Source organism: Bacillus sp. RCC_6_1 (assembly GCF_041360755.1).
In the GTDB taxonomy this organism is placed as follows: Bacteria; Bacillota; Bacilli; order Bacillales; family Bacillaceae_G; genus Bacillus_A; species Bacillus_A cereus.
This window is the reverse complement of sequence record NZ_JBFUPV010000018.1, coordinates 19,119-39,255: the sequence shown is the minus strand read 5'-3', so window position 1 is coordinate 39,255 and position 20,137 is coordinate 19,119. Positions and strand designations below refer to the sequence as shown.

Genomic DNA, 20,137 nt, shown 5'->3' with positions numbered 1-20,137 from the left:
AAAAGAAAAAATATATCACGTAAAATGATTCAAAATGATGTTAACTATCATTTATAATGATAGTTAACATCAAGGGGGATTACAAAATGGAATTACGAGACTTACAAATCTTTAAAAGCGTTGCCGATCAGGGTAGTGTAAGTAGCGCAGCAAAGGAATTAAATTATGTACAATCAAATGTAACTGCACGTATTAAACAACTAGAAAACGAATTAAAAACCCCACTCTTTTACCGCCATAAACGAGGAATGACTTTAACAGCTGAAGGAAGAAAAATGCTCGTTTATGTTAGTAAAATTTTGCAAGATGTCGACGAACTAAAACAAGTATTTTTAGATAGCGAAACACCCTCCGGTATATTGAAAATCGGTACAGTCGAAACAGTAAGTACACTGCCTACCATTTTATCTTCTTACTATAAAAGCTATCCAAATGTCGATTTATCATTACAAGCGGGTCTAACAGAAGAATTAATTAAAGAAGTACTTGATCATCAATTGGATGGCGCCTTTATATCAGGTCCTATTAAACATCCACTAATCGAACAATACGATGTTAATACAGAGAAATTAATGCTTATAACACAAAATAAAGCCTTTCATATAGAAGAATTTACAACAACGCCTCTACTCGTTTTTAACCAAGGATGTGGATACCGCTCCAAACTAGAACGTTGGCTTAAAGATGAAGGTTTGCTACCAAAAAGAATTATGGAATTCAATATATTAGAGACAATATTAAACAGCGTTGCACTCGGCCTCGGAATTACACTCGTACCACAGTCTGCTGTCCATCATCTTTCTAAAGCAGGTAAGGTACATTGTCATGCAATCCCTGAAAAATACGGCAGTATTTCAACGGTTTTCATACGCCGTAAAGATAGCTATATGACGAATTCAATGCGTAGTTTTTTAAAAACAATTGAAGACCATCATCATATCAATATGCTGTGAAAGACATTCTTACACGAATGTCTTTTTTTCTTACAAAAGTGTAAGTCTTTCGTAAGCTAATTCGATAGTTGCAAGTAGCCATATTTCCTATAATTAAGACATAAGCAGGGCAACAACAATTCGAAAAGGAGCGGATACGCATGATGAACAATATGAAATCAAATAAATTTTTAAATACAATGGGCATGGTGCTATCCGCACTTGTCGATGCAAAAGCTGTTGCAACTACATTAAACAAATAAGGAGAGTTTATAATGAACAACATTACTTTCAACAAATCAGACTTTATCGGACTTGCAAGTGGAGCTACTCTTCTTACGGCTTTCATTTATACACTTGCTCAAGGTCTTGTTTAACACTTTGTTTCCCCAACCCCCTTTATATATAGAAAAAGCTGCTCGTCTTATAGACAAGCAGCTTTTTAGTTTGTTTCATATACAATTTGACCTGTTTTCGTAATATCATATCCGCCAATCGCATTTAATTCATTATGAAATTCTTCCGATTGCAGAATGTCTTTCACAACTTCAATCAACTCTTCATTTTCTTTATTCTTCAAAATTACTAAATCATACTGTTCTTTCATGATTGGAATAAAGTCCACATTTACAATTTGCGAAAACTTTTCTGAACCTACTCCTACATCAGCTTTTCCATTTGCAACTTGCGTGGCAACACCAAGATGATTCGATTCTTCCCATTCATATCCACTAATATCAGCTTTATTTAATTTTTGGATTCGTAATTGTTCATCGACTAACACTCTAATACCAGAACCCTTTTCTCGATTCACAAACTTTATAGTGGACCCGGATATGTCAGCCCATGCCTTTATTCTCTTCGGATTTCCTTTTCGGACATAAAATCCTACATTTCTGGACAATAAATTAATCATAATGCATGGCTGTCCTACTAAAATGCGTTTTACGTAAGGAACATTATATGTACCAGTTTCACCATCAAACAAATGCAAACTAACGATACTTCCTTCTCCTTGATACATTTTCACTAAACTCGTTAAGCTACCTTGATACGCCCTTAAAACATTAGAACTTGGCAAACGATTTTCTATACGTTTAGCTAACATATCTAACGTTAGTTCTTGACCACTAATAATACACGTGTTCAAGATACTACTACCATCGTTTTTTACAGGAGTAACTTGTACCTTTCCTGTTTTCATTTGTTTTATATATTGATCTAAATCTGCTGCATCAATGCGCATCTGTCTACCAACTCTATAAGAAGGAAGTTCTCCTTTTTTAATTAAGTCGTATACAGTTAATTTTGATACTTTTAATCGCTTTGCTACTTCTTCCGTTGTGTAGGAATGATGATCCATAGACGATTCCTCACTTTCTCCTTTCATTGTAACAAAGAAAAGAATATTTCTCCTATTTTTTAAAAATAGATATATATTCAAATTACATTCAATTATAACTAGTTATATTTAGATATAATTAGTTATAATTAGATGTATCAAAACGAAAGGGGATTTTTTTATGAATAAATTTACATTACGTTCCATCGGGGCACTTATACTTTCTTTCCTTCTTATATTTAGTGCTGCTTGTACAAGTGGGGAAAAGCATACAAAGTCAGCTGCTAAAGAGGATAAAACAGTTGAACTGACTATCTCAGCTGCTGCAAGCTTACAAGATGCATTAAAAGAAATCGAAAAACAATATAAAGAAAAAGAGCCAAATATCAAACTTTCTTTTAACTTCGGTGCTTCTGGAGCACTTCAACAACAAATTGAACAAGGTGCACCTGCTGATTTATTCTTCTCTGCAGCAGAAGATAAATTCCAAACCCTTGTAAAAAAAGGATTCATTAGTGAAAAAGAAGGGAAAAATCTTCTTGGAAATGAACTAGTTCTAGTCATCCCTAAAGATAGTTCACTTACAAAATTTCAAGATTTAAAAGATGAGAAAATCAAAAAAATTGCACTTGGTACACCTGAATCTGTACCTGCTGGCAAATATGCAAAGGCTTCTCTAACACACGAAAACCTTTGGAATGATGTTCAAAATAAAGTCGTATTTACAAAAGATGTTCGCCAAGTGTTAACATATGTAGAAACAGGGAATGTCGATGCTGGCATCGTATACAAAACAGATGCTCTCATTTCGGATAAAGTAAAGATTGGTGAGACAGCAGCAGCTACTTCTCATGAGCCAATCCACTATCCTTTAGGTGTTATAAAGGAATCTAAACATAAGAAAGAGGCGACTTCATTTTATGAGTATTTGCAGTCAAAAGATGCACAATCTATCTTTAAGAAATATGGATTTACAGTTCTGTCGTAATTACTATGAGCATTGATGCTATTTTATCGCCTGTCTTTCTATCTTTAAGAGTAGCTGCGTGCGCCACTATTCTCGTTACAATTTTAGGGACAATTGTCGGGCGAGCACTAGCTCGCTCCTCATGGCGATATAAAGTACTATTAGAAACCATATTTTTATTACCAATGGTACTTCCACCAACTGTTATCGGCTTCTTTCTCATTATCATCTTTGGAAACAACAGCCCGATCGGAAAGTGGGTTGAATCATTATTTCAGCAGTCTATTATGTTCACATCTACTGCTGCGATTATCGCTTCTACAGTTGTTGCATTTCCGCTTATGTACCAATCAGCGAAAACGGGATTTTCTATCGCAAATGTACAAATTGAAGAAAGTGCTCGTGACCTTGGCGCAAGTGAATATCAAGTTTTTCTGCACGTTACACTTCCACTCGCATTTCCTGCCTTATTAAGCGGGATGATTTTGAGCTTTGTCCGCGCGCTCGGTGAGTTTGGTGCTACACTCATGTTTGCCGGGAACATTCCTGGCAAAACACAGACAATCCCAACTGCAATTTACATGGCTATTGATGCAAGTAATATGCAACTCGCCTGGACACTTGTAGTTATTACTATCGGTATGTCACTCGTATTTCTACTATGTATTCAACTTATTAATAAAAGAATCACTAACTCTTAAAGCAGCTTTTGTCGAAGCTGCTTCTTTATTTCTTAGGAAATAAAATATACCAATGGGAAATAACTGAATTTTACCTCTTATTTAAATATACATTTTATTCGAATTCACTTTCTAAAATAGGCAATTTCCTGTTATTATATGGAGGTGTTTCAAAAAATGAAGAAATGAAAACGCATTTATATCGTGAATTCTTCATCCTGTTTTAGCGATCGGTAATCTTCTACTCTATTAGTGGGGCATTACCGATCGTTAGAACGATATGTAACTATATTGGTATAGCAAACCGAAGGGAGTCTTGTAATGGACATTTTATTAGCGCTTCTTCCTGCAATTGCATGGGGAAACATCTTATTAGTAAGCGTAAAAATGGGCGGTGGTGCATATAGCCAAACGGTAGGTATGACAATCGGTGCTCTATTCTTCGCAACAATTATGTATGTATTTACTCAACCAGCTTTAACAATGACAATCTTAATTGTTGGTTTTATTTCAGGTTTATTCTGGGCTTTAGGACAAGTAAACCAATTAAAAACAGTTGAAAAACTAGGTGTTTCAACTACTGTAACGATTTCTACTGGTATGCAACTTGTTGCAACTTCTATCTTTGGGGTTATCGCTTTCCGTGAGTGGACTACTACTACAACGATCATTCTGGGAACGATTGCAATCCTATTAATTGTAGTTGGTGTTGTATTCACATCATTAGATGATAAAGAAAATGCTCAGCCACCTGGACAATTGAAAAAAGGACTTCTTACTTTAATTGTTTCTACTTTCGGCTATCTTGTATATGTAATTATTATTCGTTGGTATAATATTGATGGTTGGTCTGCTATTTTACCACAAGCAGTTGGTATGTTTGTTGGTGCGGTTGTACTGACGTCTAAACATAAACCGTTTAACAAATATGCAATCCGTAATGCTTTGTCTGGTTTACTATGGGGAACTGGAAACTTATTCTTACTTCTTTCATTACCACGTGTTGGAGTAGCAACAAGCTTCCCATTATCTCAAACTGGAATCGTTATCTCAACATTCGGTGCGATTGTATTCTTAGGTGAAAAGAAAACAAAACGTCAATTGATCTTTATTGCACTAGGTAGTGTTTTAATTATCGGCGGCGCTGTATTACTTGGTATGACAAAAGCATAATCTTATATTCTATTAGTAAACCCCTGAAGCATATATGCTTCAGGGGTTTTTCAATTCTAATTATTTTCTAGATATAATTATTTGTATGTTCTTGCCCCCCTATAATTGCTCTTCCACTCTAGCAAACCAGCTACACATATAAAGAGATTAATAACAGTTAATATTAGCATGAATTTCCGCCTTCTCATTATCCATTCCATCTACGGTAAGTCTTTTCTTTTTACAACATTCTCTTAAAGATGATATCGTTTTTATAACATATCTCTACTAGAAAGGAATAAAGAATATGCTAACTAAACATCGAATTTTATTTATTGGTGCCGGTCGTATGGCAGAAGCTATATTTTCCGGATTACTTAAAACAAGCAAAGAGTACATCGAAGAAATTATCGTCTCTAATCGAAGCAACGTAGAAAAGCTAAAACAGTTACAACATCGATATAATGTGTCTACTGCAACAGATTGGAAACAGCATGTTACATCTGTTGATACGGTTGTTTTAGCAATGCCACCTTCTGCTCATGAAGAGTTATTAGCTGAGCTATCTCCGTTAATATCAAATCAACTAGTCGTAACAGTCGCAGCTGGCATTGGACCATCTTATTTAGAAGCTAGACTCCCAAAGGGCACGCCTGTTGCTTGGATTATGCCTAATACAGCTGCTGAAATTGGAAAATCTATCTCCTTATATACAATGGGACAATCAGTAAATGAGATGCATCAAGAAACCCTGCAACTGCTTTTAAAAGGTATTGGTACTTCGCAACTTTGTACTGAGGAAGAAGTTCATCAGCTTACTGCAGTTACTGGAAGTGCACCAGCCTTCCTTTATTACTTTGCTGAAAGCTTAATTGAAACAACAAAAAGTTATGGAGTCGATGAAGAAACCGCAAAACATCTTGTCATTCAAATGATTTCTGGCTCTGCTTCTATGCTCGAACAAACGCAAAATCCAGCTAACCTCCGCGAACAAGTAACAACGCCAGGTGGTTCCACAGCTGAGGGTCTCAAAACTTTATACGAATATAATTTTTCAGAGGCAATTCAAAAAGCAGTAGAAGCAACAAACAAAAAAGCTAGGGGGAAATAATATGATTTTAACAAGTTTAAAAGACTATACAACATTACATAACGGTGTAAAAATGCCTTGGTTTGGTTTAGGTGTTTTTAAAGTAGAAGATGGTTCAGAAGTAATTGATTCTGTAAAAGCAGCAATTAAAAATGGCTACCGCAGCATCGATACTGCAGCAATCTATCAAAATGAAGAAGGCGTTGGACAAGCGATTCGTGAATCCGGTGTTTCACGCGAAGAATTATTTATTACCTCAAAGGTATGGAATAGCGATCAAGGATATGAAACAACACTTCAAGCATTTGAAACTACATTAGAGAAATTAGGTCTAGAATATTTAGATTTATATTTAGTACATTGGCCTGTAAAAGGGAAATATACCGAATCATGGAAAGCATTAGAAAAACTTTATAAAGATGGCCGTGTTCGCGCTATCGGTGTGAGTAATTTCCACATTCACCACTTACAAGACGTATTTGAAATTGCTGAAATTAAGCCAATGGTCAACCAAGTGGAATACCACCCACGTTTAGCACAAGAAGAGTTACATGCATTCTGTAAAGAACATAATATTCAGCTTGAAGCTTGGTCACCATTAATGCAAGGACAACTACTAGATAATCCAACGTTACAAGAAATTGCGACAAAATATAATAAATCAACTGCGCAAATTATTTTACGCTGGGATTTACAAAACGAAGTTGTAACAATTCCCAAATCAATTAAAGAACATCGCATTATTGAAAATGCAAACATCTTCGACTTTGAATTAAGTGCTGATGATATGAAAGCAATTCAAGCTTTAAATGAAGATCGTCGCGTTGGTCCAGATCCAGATAACTTTAACTTCTAGTAGAAAAACCACTGCCCTATGCAGTGGTTTTTTCGTTTAATAAAACTGAAAATTTAAACTATATTTCATTTAGTTGACACTTCATTATTCAAGGTGTAAGATTTTGAATTATCAAAGAAACACAAAAATTAATAAAATTTATTCGTTTACTCATTGTATCAAGAGAGGTGGAGGGACTGGCCCTTTGAAACCTCGGCAACAGGTTCATTTTGAATACTGTGCCACTTCCTGCAAGCTTTATGCTTGAAAGATAGAATGAGGGACTTCGTTTATATACGGGTGCATAACTTGTACGTAAAAATCCCTCTTTCTCAATATGAAAAGAGGGATTTTTTATTTTTCATTTCCCTCATCATCATCCAAACTTAATTATTTAGGAGGAAAATCAAATGAAAAAGAAGTTTGTACCCGGTATTGCATCAGTTGTAGGAGTAAGTATTTTATTAACTGGTTGCGGTAGTTATAAAAACGAAGCAAGCGGAGCAAATGCAAAAGACGAGGCACCTAGTAAACAGGTTTTAAACTTATCTTCACCTACTGAAATACGAACAATGGATACGGCTCGTGCTACAGATACTGATTCTGGTCAAGTAATGAGAAACGTATTTGAAGGTTTGTATAATCTTGGTGAAGGTAACAAACCTGTTCCTGGTGTTGCAAAATCTCATGAAGTAAGTGGCGATAAAACGAAATACACATTCCATTTGCGAGATTCAAAATGGTCAAACGGCACTCCTGTTACAGCTAAAGATTTTGTGTTCGCTTGGCAAAGAGCCGTAGATCCAGCAACAGCCTCTGAATATGCATTTCTATTCTTTGATATTAAAAACGCAACAAAAATTAACAACAAAGAACTTCCAGCCGACCAACTTGGTGTAAAAGCAGTTGATGACCATACGTTTGAGGTAGAATTGGAGCGTCCTGTTCCGTATTTTATTAGCTTAACAGCGTTCCCAACATTTCTACCAATTAACGAGGAATTCTTTAAAGCACAAGGTGATAAGTACGCTTTAGAAGATAATACAATCTTGTACAACGGAGCTTTTACACTAAGCGATTGGAAGCACGAACAAAGCTTTAAATTCAAGAAAAACCCTACCTATTGGGATAAAGATACTGTCAAACTAGAAGAAATCAATTTTAACGTCGTAAAAGAAAAATCAACAGAAGTAAATTTATTCGAGTCAAAACAATTAGATCGTATAAAACTAACATCTGACTTCGTCGATAAATATAAAAAGGATGCTAACTTTAAAGAACGTCCAAACGTAGGCGTACAATTTTTACGTATGAATCAACAAAACAAAGTGCTTCAAAACGTTTCTGCACGCCAAGCAATTGATCAAACAATTGATAGAAAATCCTTTGTAAATACGTTATTAAATGATGGATCTACACCAACATTTGGTCTCGTTCCAAAAAACTTTGCAAAAGGACCTGAAGGAAAAGACTTCCGTACTGCAAATGGCGATTTAACAAAAGTTGATACAAAATCTGCACAAGAGTTATGGAAAAAAGCTAAACAAGAGCTTGGTTCTGAAAAGATAACATTAGAATTATTAACGAGTGATGCTGACCTTGATAAGAAAACTGGTGAATTCTTAAAAGGACAACTAGAAAAGAATCTAGATGGATTAACAGTAAATATAAAACCGCAACCGCGTAAGCAACAAGTTTCGCTTTTATTAAAAGGTGACTACGAAATCGGAATTGATGGCTGGAGCCCTGACTTTGCGGATCCAATTACATTCCTTGAGCTATTTACAACGAATAACCCTTATAACTTAGATCATTACTCTAATAAGGAATTCGATGAAACAATAGCAAAAGTGAAAACAACTTTAGCTGGTGATGAAAAAGCTCGCTGGGAAGCATTACTAGCATCCGAGAAAATATTATTTAAAGACTCTGTTATCGCTCCTCTTTACCAAAAAGGCGAATCTTATTTAGAACGTTCTTATGTGAAAGGAATTGTGCAAGTAGACTTTGCAGGGCAATTAAACTTCAAGTGGGCAAAAATTGAAAAATAAAGTGAAACTTTAATAAGTGGGGGTTTCTTCATCCCCACTTATTATTAGCCCACACCAATTGTTTTTTTAGCAAAATATATTAAAAATAGGTTCTCTCACACATGAGAATCCGCTTTTTCAATATATTATTCTAAGAAATTAACAATCTATTTTTATTATTGACATATAGTTCTTTCCAGTGTTAATATTCTAAATAATCAAAGAAACGAAATATTTCACCATCAAAATATAATGTCTACTACGTTGAAACATATAACGATAGATTATAGATCAACATGTATATACATATAGAACACCTGATTACCTATAAACAAATATTTATAATAGGTTTTATCTCCTTCTATAACTACTTCAAGACATGGACATTATGACGTTACGAACAACACATTTAGGGAGGAACGAACAATGAAGAAAAAAGTTATACCTGTTGTTGCATCTGTTTTAGGGGCAAGTCTATTACTAACTGCTTGCGGGGGAAATAAAGATAATGCAAGCGGAGCGAAAGCAAACGATAAAGCACCTGATAAACAGGCAATTAACTTATCATTCGCTTCAGAAATTCCAACAATGGATGTTGCAAAAGCAACGGATGGGGAATCCATGAACGTAATGCGCAATGTTTTTGAAGGGTTATATGCAATGGGAGAAGATAATAAACCGGTTCCTGGTGTCGCTGAGTCGGTTGACATTAGTCCCGATAAAACAAAATATACATTCCATCTGCGTGATTCAAAATGGTCAAACGGTACTCCTGTTACAGCAAAGGACTTTGCCTTCGCTTGGCAACGTGCCGTAAATCCTGATACAGCAGCTGAATACGCATTCTTATTCTTCGATATAAAGAATGCGAAACAAATAAACCAAAAACAATTGCCAATTGATCAACTAGGGGTCAAAGCTGTTGATGACAAAACGTTAGAAGTACAACTAGACCGTCCTGTTCCCTACTTCTTAAGCTTAACGACATTCTCAACATTCTTACCAATTAATGAAGAGTACTTAAAGTCTCAAGGCGATAAATATGGTTTAGAAACAACTCATTTAATTTACAACGGTGCTTTCACATTAGAGAACTGGAAACATGAACAAAGCTTCCAATTGAAGAAAAACCTTAACTATTGGGATGCTAAAACTGTAAAACTAGAAGAAATCAACTTCAATGTCGTTAAAGATAAGTCTACAGAAGTGAACTTATATGATTCAGGACAAATTGATCGTGTTGCTTTAACTGCAGAGTTTGTTGATAAATATAAGAGCGATCCAAACTTCAAAGAACGCGCTGAAGTCGGCATTCAATTCTTACGACTAAATCAGAAAAATGAAACATTAAAAAATCAACATGCACGCCTTGCTATTAACGGCGCAATGAATAAAAAAGCTTACGTAGAAACAATCTTAAATAACGGCGCGGTTCCAGCTGAAGGAATGGTTCCTGCGAAATTCGCAAAGAGCCCAGAAGGCAACGACTTCCGTAAAGAAAATGGAAATCTAGTCAAGGATGATGTGAAAACAGCGAAAGAAAACTGGAAAAAAGCAAAACAAGAACTTGGTACTGACAAAGTAACAATCGAACTATTAACAAGTGACAATGCTTTAGCTAAAAAGACTGGTGAATATTTAAAAGGTGAATTAGAAAAGAACTTAGACGGATTAACAGTGAACTTAAAACCACAACCACGTAAACAACAGCTAAAACTACTATTAAGTGGTGACTATGAAATTGGTATTGACGGCTGGGGCCCTGACTTCGCTGATCCAATTACATTCTTAGATCTATTTACAACAGATAGTGCTTATAACTTCGATAAATACTCTAACAAAGAGTACGATGAGCTAATTCATAAAGTGAAAACAGATTTAGCTGGCGATGAAAAAGCACGCTTTGAAGCAATGAAGCAAGCTGAAAAAATTCTATTACAAGACGGCGCTGTCGCTCCTTTATACCAACAAGGTCGTTCTTACTTACAACGCTCTTTCATTAAAGGACTTGTAACAACTGACTTCGGTGGTGAATTTAACTACAAGTGGACAGAAGTTGCAAAGTAACAAAAGTAAAAGGTATCCCACGAAGGATACCTTTTTACTTTTATACAACTTTAACTACAGAGCTTCCTCTTCCCTTTGCCATTCCTTTTATAGCTAAAATCATACCTGCTACTAATTGTATAACCAATACAATAACTAATAATGAAATAATATTTCTTTCTAAACTAACTCCTCCAAATATTATTGTATAATAGCCATTTCCTGCATATATTGCAGGAAATAATTCACTGATTGTTTGGTATGTTTTAGAAAGCATTTCATGTGGTACAATTACACCCAAACTTACAAGTTGTAACGATAGTGAGATGATATTGAAAATCATACCTGCATCTCCAAAAACAGTTACAACCATTTGTGTTAATGAAAGAAAGGCGAAGAAGACTATTGTCAATAATCCTCTTTTCCTTCTTTTTGCATTGAACCAAAACTCATCATACATATAAACACAAACATCAAATATGTTCTCCACGTCAAAGAAGGTATATGCCCTGACCAAAGATAGCTAACTAAATAATTAACTCCCATAATACAAGACGATATTACTAAACTAATACTTATTAGTTTTACATATTTGAGCATATCTTTTCTCCTTGTTTTTTATTTTTCTACTTCTTCAAATTGTAGATTCACCGGCTCTTCTAAAAGTGTTTCATAAAAGTTCTCTGCCAAATCTGTTGAAGGAATTTTTTCATCTACTTCATCAAATCGAATACTATCTAGCCACACACAACCTTCTCCTGATAATAAAACACCAAATGCAATACCAAGTGCTTCTTCTTTTATATCTAATACAACCGAGTACGATTGCCAGTTATTCGTATTTTTAATGGGGCGATTTTGCATATTATCCATAGCGAGCGGTTCTGTATCTTTTCCATCTACTCGCATCCACAATCCTGCCCAATCTCTTACATTTTCACTCTTAATAAATGCTGTAAAACGTAATCTCTTTCCTACATATTTATCCGCTCGGAACATTTGCATTAATGTTGAAAATCCTCCGTGCGTAACATTCTCTTTTGCTTTTATGTATGCAGATACTTTCCCCTGATGGACAACTTCATAATCTAAACCCATCTCATATTCAGCAGGATGACTTCCACTTAAGATCCATCCTTTCGGTATACCTTTTTGCATTGAAACACCCTCTCTTTCTATATAAAATGACTGAAAGTACTTTCGATATTTCTTTGGTGGCAATTGAAACATTCTTTTAAAAGCTCTCGTAAATGCCTCTTGTGAGGAAAAACCGTATTGCACTGCAATATCAATAACAGCTCTCTCCGTTGACACTAAAACTTGCGCAGCATGAGTTAACCTTCTCTTTCGAATATAATCTGTTACACTCATCCCAACATATCTTTGAAAGATGCGATGAAAATGGTACATCGATACTGCACTGTGAGATGCCACTCTTTCTGTTGTAAGCTCCTCATGTAAGTGATTCTCTATATATTCAATTGATTTTTTTATTATCTCTTTATATTCTTCATGCATTTTAGCCCCTCCTCACAACTTCAATTTACCATATACATACAAATCTTTTTTGATTTAAATTGCGGATTAGCCCTTGCAACTACAGAATAATAATTTATTTTCAACACATACATAATTACATGTTTTTGGGAAAAACTTGTATAGAACGAATTTACATAAGGAGGAATTTATAATGAGAATTCTACTATCAGTTTTATTAGCTCTTATGCTAGTACCTGCATTAACAGGATGTAAAGCTCCTGCAAAAGAAGACACAACTTCTAATAAAAAGACGACTGAAGAAGCAAAAAATGAGGCTCCTGCAGATTTAAAACTAAACTTCAATGAATTCGATTTAAAGGCAGACTACCAAGATACAAAGAAAGACTACGAAGCAGACTATAAAAATGTAGCAGCTGATAAGAAAATGGAAGCAAAAATTGAAGATCATAAAGCAGATGTAAAATTAACAGGAGACGAGGCTATCACAAAATTAAGCCCACTCTTACAAGAATTAAAATTTGATAAAAATACTGCTGACCAAGAAGTAATCGATCAAGTAGTGAATGTGTTCAAACTTGATAAAGACTATCAAAAATTTGATTTAGAAGTTGTCTTCTCTGATGGAACGAAAAAAGAATACAAAAGAGAAATAAAATAAAGAAGTAGGCGGTAGTAAGAAGAAAAAATAACCTTGCACAGGCAAGGTTATTTTTTCGTTTCTGCTTGAAAACGTTTATAGTATGTCGATGCTGTTGCAAAATTAATTTCTATATCACGAATCAACGATGAATCTTCTTCTTTAGCTAACTTCTGTAATTTTTTCATTGCTTGCTCCGATTCATTCAAGAAACCAACATATACTTCATGTTCTTGCTCTTTCGACTTCGGAACACGAATTTCTTTACGTATATGATCAATATCTTCTAACATGCTCGTTGTTACCTTTTGCACATCTTCTTTATATGTAGCAGTCGTTATTTCCTTACCGCCCTTTTCTTTTGCTACTTCAAATAACTGCAGTGCTTTATTAATTTCTTTATTCATTTTCATATCGTATTTTTCATGTACTGCACGGTATTCTTTCATCTCTTCTGTTTGTTCTGTAGATTGCTCTACCTTTTCTTTCGGTTCTTTCGTATCTTTATTTCCATTACATCCTGCTAGAAGGAGCATTCCTCCCATTACGGCAATACCCAAAACCTTCTTCATCTCTTCTTCTCCTTTTATCTACAACTATTACTCATTATAGTTTCTTTTATCTCCACTTGTTATTATACCGAGAACATCCTACTTTTTACACTTAAGACGACACCGTAATATATATACCAACATGTTTGTCACAGTATCGTCACTTTATACAAATAACTTTTGCAATGCTTTACTACATCACCTTACAAAACTGTATGAGGTATTTCAAAGAAATGAAAAAAGAACTGATTCAAATATTCCCTTTGAATCAGTTCTTTTTTGTTAAGCCTCTAGATTTTGTTTTTGCTGCAGTTCAAACTGCTTCTCACTTCTTCTGGCCATAAATAGATAACATAACACTGCTCCTACTTCACAAAGCGCAATAACAATACCCATCGGTAATGCTGTATTACTTCCACCGATACCTACTAGCGGAGCAACAAGAGCTCCTGAAATAAACTGTAATAAACCTAATAAAGCTGATGCTGTTCCTGCAGCTTGTTTCTGATTTCTCATCGCTAATGAAAACCCAGTTGTTGATACAACCCCGACACTTGATACGACAAGGAATAACGAACATAAAACACCAATTAAACCTATTCCTAATACGATTGTCAGTAGTAAAGATAGACCACCAACAGCTGCGATAATAATACCCGCAACAAATAATGTCTTCTCATTCACTTTCCCCGCTAAACGACCCGTTACCTGACTAGCAATAATAATACCGATGCCGTTAATCGCAAAGAATAAACTAAATTGCTGTGGTGATGCTCCGTATATGTTCTGCAACACAAATGGTGAGCCCGAAATGTATGCAAACATTGCCGCTGTTACTAATCCTTGTGACAATGCATATCCCATAAACAGACGGTCCTTTAACAATTTTCCGTACGTCGCCAAAGTCCCTGACAAACCACCCGTTTCTCTTTCTTCAGGAGGTAATGTTTCACGCAATACAAAAGTAGCTGAGATTAACATGAATACGCTAATTGCTCCAAGAACGATGAAAACACCGCGCCACGTTGTAAACTGTAACAATTGACCCCCAATAATCGGTGCCAAAATAGGTGCTGCTCCGTTTACTAACATAAGCAGTGAGAAAAACTTCGTCATTTCAGAACCTGAGTACATATCTCTTACCATCGCACGTGATATAACAATCCCGGCTGATCCTGAAGCTCCTTGTAGGAAGCGCAATAATACTAATGTCCAAATAGATGGCGCAACAGCACAAAGTAAAGAAGAAGCAACATAAATAATAAGAGCAATAATAAGTGGTTTGCGTCTTCCGTAAATATCACTAATTGAGCCAACAAATAATTGCCCTACTGACAACCCAAGCAAACAAGCTGTTAATGTAAGCTGCGCTAGCGATGCACCTGTTTGCAAGTCATCCGTTAACTTCGGTAATGAAGGCAAATACATATCAATAGATAATGGCCCAATCGCCGTAAGTGTCCCTAATACAAGAATCATCCACAACCTGTTTGCCTTTACAGGTTTATATATTTCGTGATTAACTTCATTCACTTTTTCAATTCACCCTTTCCTATACACACTGAATCGTAACAATTATAGTTACATCATAAACATACGTCAAGTACAGTGCATTTTCCTCTTTCATAATGTAAAAAAAGCGATAGAAATTCTACCGCTTTACTTTTTCACATTGCTATTCGTAAATTTAGATACCGAGGCCATCGTCTCTCCCGTATCTAAATATGTAATTTGAATTGGGTCTCCTACTTCTGTAAACATAGCATATGGGAATTTCTTCACTGGTATCATAAATACCTTTTGTTCATTCTCTAAAAGTACGTACACGATTGTATTTTCACCTGATTTTTCTTTATATACACGTTGTACAATACCTTCTTTTTGCGCTTCTTTTCCTGTTGAGGTTGGTCTAAATGTATCACCATTACCGCTCATTACGTTTTTATAATTCTCAAGCGCTTCTTTCTGCGAAGAACCTGTCGCAAATATTTTTGCATTAGCAGCATATACAACTGTATGCGCACGTACTAGGCCTCCGTCATCAACAACCGGAATAATCCAAGCTGGTTTTCCGTATACGTTATAAATGACAGGCATTGTCCCATGCCATTTCTCTCTCTTAAAGGAATTATCCACTACTTCTGTAGCTGCTGAACCATCCATAATCCCCTTTACTTCTTTTCCATTATAATAATATAGCTTGCCTGTGCGTGCATCTACTAATGAATAGCCTAGAGCTGAATCTACTCCTTCTTTTGGAGAAGTAAAGTCTGTAAAATAATACAGTGTTCCATCTTTACCAAAAATCGGGGTCACGCCTTCTTTCGTTCCCCACTCAGTCGGAATTTTCATATCTGTTTGTGAGAATTTCGTATTCCAAAATCCGTGAATATATTTACCAAAGTACGTATTTAACGTAGATGCAGTCTCATGATTTAATACACCATCAACAAATTTAGGTGCCTTTCCTTTATCATATCTTTTCACTTCACCTGTTTGTGCATCTACTACGACAACACCTTCTACCTCAAATCCAGATCTTCCTGAAATAAATTCACCGTACGTCATTGTATAATATGGTTTTCCTTTATCATCAACCTCAAATTTAGGTTTTCCTTTAAAGATTAAATTTGGTTCTGCTTGCCTTACCACACGCTCTAAATTATTACCAAAAAACATGCTTGGCACATATTTCATTTTATAACCGAGGTGCAGTTTCGCTTCCGCATCAGGATTCGTACCTGACATCGTTACATACCCTGGAATTGTCTCAGCTTTACGTGCTTTAAAAAACCCTGAAACTTCAATCGGCGCTACATATAAAGCTTCGCCGTTTACCATTTGTGGCGTTAATTCTCCTAGCTCAAAATAAGCTACTTTTGGAATATCACCAAATACTTTTTTCATCTTATTCTCCGCTGTCTTTGGCGGCACTGTAAACGGCTGGTCATTTTCAGTAAATGGCTCTGAAATATCTTTCTCTACCTTAACAACAGAATCATATTTCTTTTGCGAGATTACTATATCGTGCAAATAACCAAAGTAGCCGTAACTTGCGAGTAAAATAAACATTAGAAGTCCTTTTAATGCACCTTCTAATTTCCCTATTTGATCTTGTGAAAATAAAACAAGCCCAATTAAAATTGCTACTGCAACAGAATAATGAGTAAGAATCGAATCTACTCGATCATCAATTAGCCAAAAGTATTCATAGATTGCAATACCTATCCAAAATAAAACAGGAATAACTAAAATAGATGATTTCTTACCCTTTACAACCTTCTTATCTCCCTTCTTATCCACTGCTCGAAGCTTACTACTACTTCTTGTCCATGGAATCAAAAACAAAGTAAGAATAGCTAAAACTACAAATTTCATCAAAGGCACTGTCCCCTTTTCTTTTGTATTCCCTTTTAGTATAACAAATAAAGGTTATTAAGGTGAAAATAGGAATAGTTATATTTTTTTACTACTTAATACAATCCCGCTCACTACATATAGAATAGATGCAATATAAAAAATTGTACCAATCGTAAAGAAATCTACTAAATATCCCGTGGCAATAACCGCTACTGCTCCGCCAATGGATGTCCACACATGGTATTTTCCAATCTCATAACCAGCCTTTTCCTGCGCAACCTTTCGTGCTAACGAAGTCTTCTCAGTATTACGCTGCACAGCACCTAAAACGCCCATTACAATTTGAAGAATATACACATGCCAAACTTCCGTGGCAATTGGAAAGCAAAGCATTAAGATTGCCATGGACCAAGCGTATATGATTAATAATTTTTTATCCCCTACTTGATCAGATACCTTTCCCACTAGTGGATATACAAGTGCTGATGTTAAAGCAAATAAGCCATACGCCCAGCCAAATTGCGAGAAGCTATTTCCAACGTTTCGAAGCAATAATATATAAAAAGGAAATACCATACTTCCTGCCATCATGATGATACTTTGCGAAGCCACAAATCTTCTATATGTCATTTCGTATACTCCCTATAAAATAAATTCACAAATCTCTCTTCTGAATCTACTTCCTTCTTTTTCTTGAGAAATTCTTCAATGCGAGGATATGCCCTCTTTAACTGCTCTTTCGTTGGATAAGAATAATACGGCAAATAGTAACTACCATTATGCTTTAAAGTAATATCAATCATCTTTCGAATGACATCCTCTGTTTTCTTTATCTCACTCTCTGAGCGTCCCTGGTTAATCAAAAGAACCAGCGCAAACATATCATCTTTCGCATAGGACAAAACTGCATTTTCATTCTTTTCCACGTAACGAATCGTAATGTTGAGTAAATTAAACTCTTCTTCATTTAATACGTTACGTAAATCATCTATATACTCTGTGAAAGCATCTATAGGCACAAAGTATTCTTGTAACACTTCGGTCCTATTTGGATTTTCATATTCCATAAAAGCACTATCTGATCTCATAACGTTATTACGCGTCTCATACTTTCCATCTGTACGTTCAAAATAACCTCTTTGTATATCCCAAAATGTATTCTTTCCCCAATCACTATAACGTGATAACCCAAGTAAAAATTTCGGTGCAGCTATAATATTTTCTTCCTTTAATTCACTGTACTCTTCTCTCATATTTTGATTTTGTGCCAAAGTATAATCTGTCACATACATCTCTTTTAAAAATGAATTTGGAGCAACAGAAATACGCGCTAAGTGCATACGAACATTCTCATCTCTTTTCACTTTCTCTTTGAAATAAGATGCGTATTCTTTATAATCTATCATTCTCGTGTGCATTTCATATAATTCATCATCTGTTAACTTCAGCGTCACATCTAAAATAACTCCAAATAAACCGTAACCCCCAATGACATATGGAAATAACTCTGCATTTTCTTCTCTACTTACATTACGTACCGTGCCATCTGCCATTAACAATCTAAATGAATCTACTGTATCAATCAGTGCCTCATGACGAATATCACGCCCGTGTACATTTACACTTAATGAACCGCCAACAGTAAAAATATTTTGAGACTGCATGACCTGTACCGCAAGGCCATAAGGATTTATTTTCTTCTGAATATCATTCCAGGTGACACCACTTTGAACTGTAATCCGCTTCTTCTCTGGATCAAATTCTAATATTTTATTATATCCTTTCATATCGAGCATCGTGCCATTCGGATAATATGTCTGTCCTCCTTGGCTATGTTGCATGCCTGCAATGGAAATTTTCTCTCCTGAAACTTTTGCATCTCGCACTAATTTTATTAACGAGTGCTCTTCCGTAGCACTTTCAACACGTTTTATTTTTGTCGGAAGCAATTTACCTACATCACTCATAATAGGATGATCAATTTGTTTTTTATACGTATGTACAGACGTTGCAAGCAAAACCGTATATGCGACAATGACCGCTGCTATCTTTCTTTTTTTCAAAGGACACTCTCCTTATTAGCAACAAAAAGAGATACCCTTTCTTTCAGGTACCTCTCTTGACAGTGATTACTTTGCTGCTGGCAATTGTATTGGATCAAATTTATCATACGATGTAAACTTTGCATCCGTAATAATGTGCGCTTTATCCTCACCATTGCTACTCATAACCATATCTATCTTTGCTGATTCATATTTAAAATCTTTTGTAATAATATATTCCCCATCTATTTCTTCTATCTTTGCATTTTGGCCTTGTAGCATTTGTTTCTGCTTTTCATCCATACTAGCTAGCATACTCTCTGTCTCTTGCCCTTTTAATGCAAACTTCAGCTTATAATTATCTCCACTTTTCTCCATCTTCACTTTATTTAAAATTTCCGATGGAATCTCTAAATTATCTACCATTCCTTGAGTCGCGTTCATTCCGTTAGCATTCAATTGTTCCTCTGGTACAGACATAATTTCACCCGTATTAGGATTTTTTAACTGACCAGCAATTTTGCCACCCACATCATAAACAACAACCTCTGTACCAGAAACATTCATTTCAGAACGAGAATTTTTTTTCTTCGGCTCTAGTTGCATTTTAGCCTTTATTACATTCATCTCTGTTCCTTCAGCCTTTATTCCCACATCATATGTCATCGTTACATTTTCTTCATTTTTAAAAGCTTCATTCGCTTTATTAAAAACATCCTTCGCTGTTAATTCCTTTTCTTTCTGCACAGCTTCTTTTTTCGGTTCGTCAGTCTTTTTTGTTTTCTCATTACTACACCCTACTCCTAGACCGACTGCAAGTACTAAACTTGAAATTAAAATAAGTTTTTTCATAACGTCCCCTCCTTCCCAAAAATAATATCATCTCTTTTCCTATGAAATCTATATAATTCGTAATATTTATCTTTAAATTTATTTCCTATATAACAACATGTTTGAGAAAAAGTTTAAATAT

General features: G+C 35.3%; 20 protein-coding genes and 1 riboswitch. Of the genes, 10 read left to right on the top strand and 10 right to left on the bottom strand.

Annotation, left to right across the window (positions count from 1 at the left end; all coding sequences use genetic code 11):
* The first annotated feature begins 86 nt into the window (after positions 1–86).
* Positions 87–953 carry a LysR family transcriptional regulator gene (locus tag AB6801_RS28035; RefSeq protein WP_097842456.1) on the top strand — a complete coding sequence of 289 codons (867 nt, stop codon included), beginning with the start codon at positions 87–89 and terminating at the stop codon, positions 951–953.
* A gap of 254 nt (positions 954–1,207) precedes the next feature.
* Complete coding sequence (locus AB6801_RS28030) at positions 1,208–1,309, top strand: DUF3948 family protein (RefSeq protein ID WP_001060018.1); 102 nt, start codon at positions 1,208–1,210, stop codon at positions 1,307–1,309.
* A 65-nt stretch (positions 1,310–1,374) separates the two neighbouring features.
* On the opposite strand, the gene AB6801_RS28025 is transcribed toward AB6801_RS28030, so the two are convergent.
* The gene (locus AB6801_RS28025) at positions 1,375–2,295 is read right to left on the bottom strand and encodes a substrate-binding domain-containing protein (RefSeq protein WP_033668232.1); all 921 of its coding nucleotides are present in this window, start codon (positions 2,293–2,295) and stop codon (positions 1,375–1,377) included.
* Positions 2,296–2,455: 160 nt separating this feature from the next.
* Here AB6801_RS28025 and modA point away from each other — a divergent pair, with 160 nt between their 5' ends.
* The 7 genes from modA (at position 2,456) to AB6801_RS27990 (ending at position 11,095) form a co-directional block, all read left to right on the top strand.
* Positions 2,456–3,262: a molybdate ABC transporter substrate-binding protein gene (gene modA, locus AB6801_RS28020; RefSeq protein ID WP_001032229.1), complete on the top strand. Its 807-nt coding sequence runs from the start codon at positions 2,456–2,458 to the stop codon at positions 3,260–3,262.
* 5 nt (positions 3,263–3,267) lie between these two features.
* Positions 3,268–3,942 carry a molybdate ABC transporter permease subunit gene (modB, locus tag AB6801_RS28015; RefSeq protein ID WP_000020526.1) on the top strand — a complete coding sequence of 225 codons (675 nt, stop codon included), beginning with the start codon at positions 3,268–3,270 and terminating at the stop codon, positions 3,940–3,942.
* Between the two features lie 300 nt (positions 3,943–4,242).
* The gene (locus AB6801_RS28010; RefSeq protein ID WP_000353544.1) at positions 4,243–5,094 is read left to right on the top strand and encodes a GRP family sugar transporter; all 852 of its coding nucleotides are present in this window, start codon (positions 4,243–4,245) and stop codon (positions 5,092–5,094) included.
* A 286-nt stretch (positions 5,095–5,380) separates the two neighbouring features.
* Positions 5,381–6,184: a pyrroline-5-carboxylate reductase gene (gene proC, locus AB6801_RS28005; RefSeq protein WP_000956278.1), complete on the top strand. Its 804-nt coding sequence runs from the start codon at positions 5,381–5,383 to the stop codon at positions 6,182–6,184.
* Between the two features lies 1 nt (position 6,185).
* Positions 6,186–7,019: an aldo/keto reductase gene (locus tag AB6801_RS28000; protein WP_000604196.1), complete on the top strand. Its 834-nt coding sequence runs from the start codon at positions 6,186–6,188 to the stop codon at positions 7,017–7,019.
* Between the two features lie 152 nt (positions 7,020–7,171).
* Positions 7,172–7,276: riboswitch (SAM riboswitch) on the top strand.
* Positions 7,277–7,408: 132 nt separating this feature from the next.
* Entirely contained in the window at positions 7,409–9,049 is a 1,641-nt protein-coding gene (locus AB6801_RS27995) for a peptide ABC transporter substrate-binding protein (protein WP_000726474.1), read from the top strand.
* 405 nt (positions 9,050–9,454) lie between these two features.
* Positions 9,455–11,095 (top strand): peptide ABC transporter substrate-binding protein, encoded by a 1,641-nt coding sequence (locus AB6801_RS27990; protein ID WP_000730943.1) that lies wholly within the window; start codon positions 9,455–9,457, stop codon positions 11,093–11,095.
* Between the two features lie 40 nt (positions 11,096–11,135).
* Here the strand turns inward: AB6801_RS27990 and AB6801_RS27985 are convergent, their stop codons facing one another.
* From AB6801_RS27985 to AB6801_RS27975, 3 genes are read right to left on the bottom strand one after another with little or no spacing between them, the layout of a single operon-like run.
* Positions 11,136–11,486, bottom strand: coding sequence for an ABC-2 transporter permease (locus tag AB6801_RS27985; RefSeq protein ID WP_000156942.1), 351 nt, complete (start codon positions 11,484–11,486; stop codon positions 11,136–11,138).
* A complete protein-coding gene (locus AB6801_RS27980; protein ID WP_000922552.1) occupies positions 11,483–11,674 on the bottom strand; it encodes a hypothetical protein in 192 nt (63 codons plus the stop codon). Before AB6801_RS27980 ends, AB6801_RS27985 begins: the two co-directional genes overlap by 4 nt.
* An 18-nt stretch (positions 11,675–11,692) precedes the next feature.
* The gene (locus tag AB6801_RS27975; RefSeq protein ID WP_000544203.1) at positions 11,693–12,592 is read right to left on the bottom strand and encodes a helix-turn-helix transcriptional regulator; all 900 of its coding nucleotides are present in this window, start codon (positions 12,590–12,592) and stop codon (positions 11,693–11,695) included.
* Between the two features lie 172 nt (positions 12,593–12,764).
* Here AB6801_RS27975 and AB6801_RS27970 point away from each other — a divergent pair, with 172 nt between their 5' ends.
* Positions 12,765–13,232, top strand: coding sequence for a YusW family protein (locus AB6801_RS27970; RefSeq protein ID WP_001221553.1), 468 nt, complete (start codon positions 12,765–12,767; stop codon positions 13,230–13,232).
* Positions 13,233–13,279: 47 nt separating this feature from the next.
* Here the strand turns inward: AB6801_RS27970 and AB6801_RS27965 are convergent, their stop codons facing one another.
* From AB6801_RS27965 to AB6801_RS27940, 6 genes are all read right to left on the bottom strand, one after another.
* Positions 13,280–13,783 (bottom strand): hypothetical protein, encoded by a 504-nt coding sequence (locus AB6801_RS27965; RefSeq protein WP_000756517.1) that lies wholly within the window; start codon positions 13,781–13,783, stop codon positions 13,280–13,282.
* 261 nt (positions 13,784–14,044) lie between these two features.
* Positions 14,045–15,304, bottom strand: coding sequence for a multidrug effflux MFS transporter (locus AB6801_RS27960; protein WP_223153447.1), 1,260 nt, complete (start codon positions 15,302–15,304; stop codon positions 14,045–14,047).
* Between the two features lie 117 nt (positions 15,305–15,421).
* Positions 15,422–17,140, bottom strand: a complete 1,719-nt coding sequence (locus tag AB6801_RS27955; protein WP_084063802.1) for a DUF3981 domain-containing protein — start codon at positions 17,138–17,140, stop codon at positions 15,422–15,424.
* A 78-nt stretch (positions 17,141–17,218) separates the two neighbouring features.
* Positions 17,219–17,752 (bottom strand): MFS transporter, encoded by a 534-nt coding sequence (locus tag AB6801_RS27950; protein WP_000222367.1) that lies wholly within the window; start codon positions 17,750–17,752, stop codon positions 17,219–17,221.
* Positions 17,749–19,185 (bottom strand): FAD-binding oxidoreductase, encoded by a 1,437-nt coding sequence (locus AB6801_RS27945; RefSeq protein ID WP_000746276.1) that lies wholly within the window; start codon positions 19,183–19,185, stop codon positions 17,749–17,751. The genes AB6801_RS27950 and AB6801_RS27945 overlap by 4 nt, the downstream gene beginning before the upstream one ends.
* A gap of 66 nt (positions 19,186–19,251) precedes the next feature.
* Positions 19,252–20,016: a DUF6612 family protein gene (locus tag AB6801_RS27940; protein ID WP_000733612.1), complete on the bottom strand. Its 765-nt coding sequence runs from the start codon at positions 20,014–20,016 to the stop codon at positions 19,252–19,254.
* Positions 20,017–20,137: the final 121 nt, after the last annotated feature.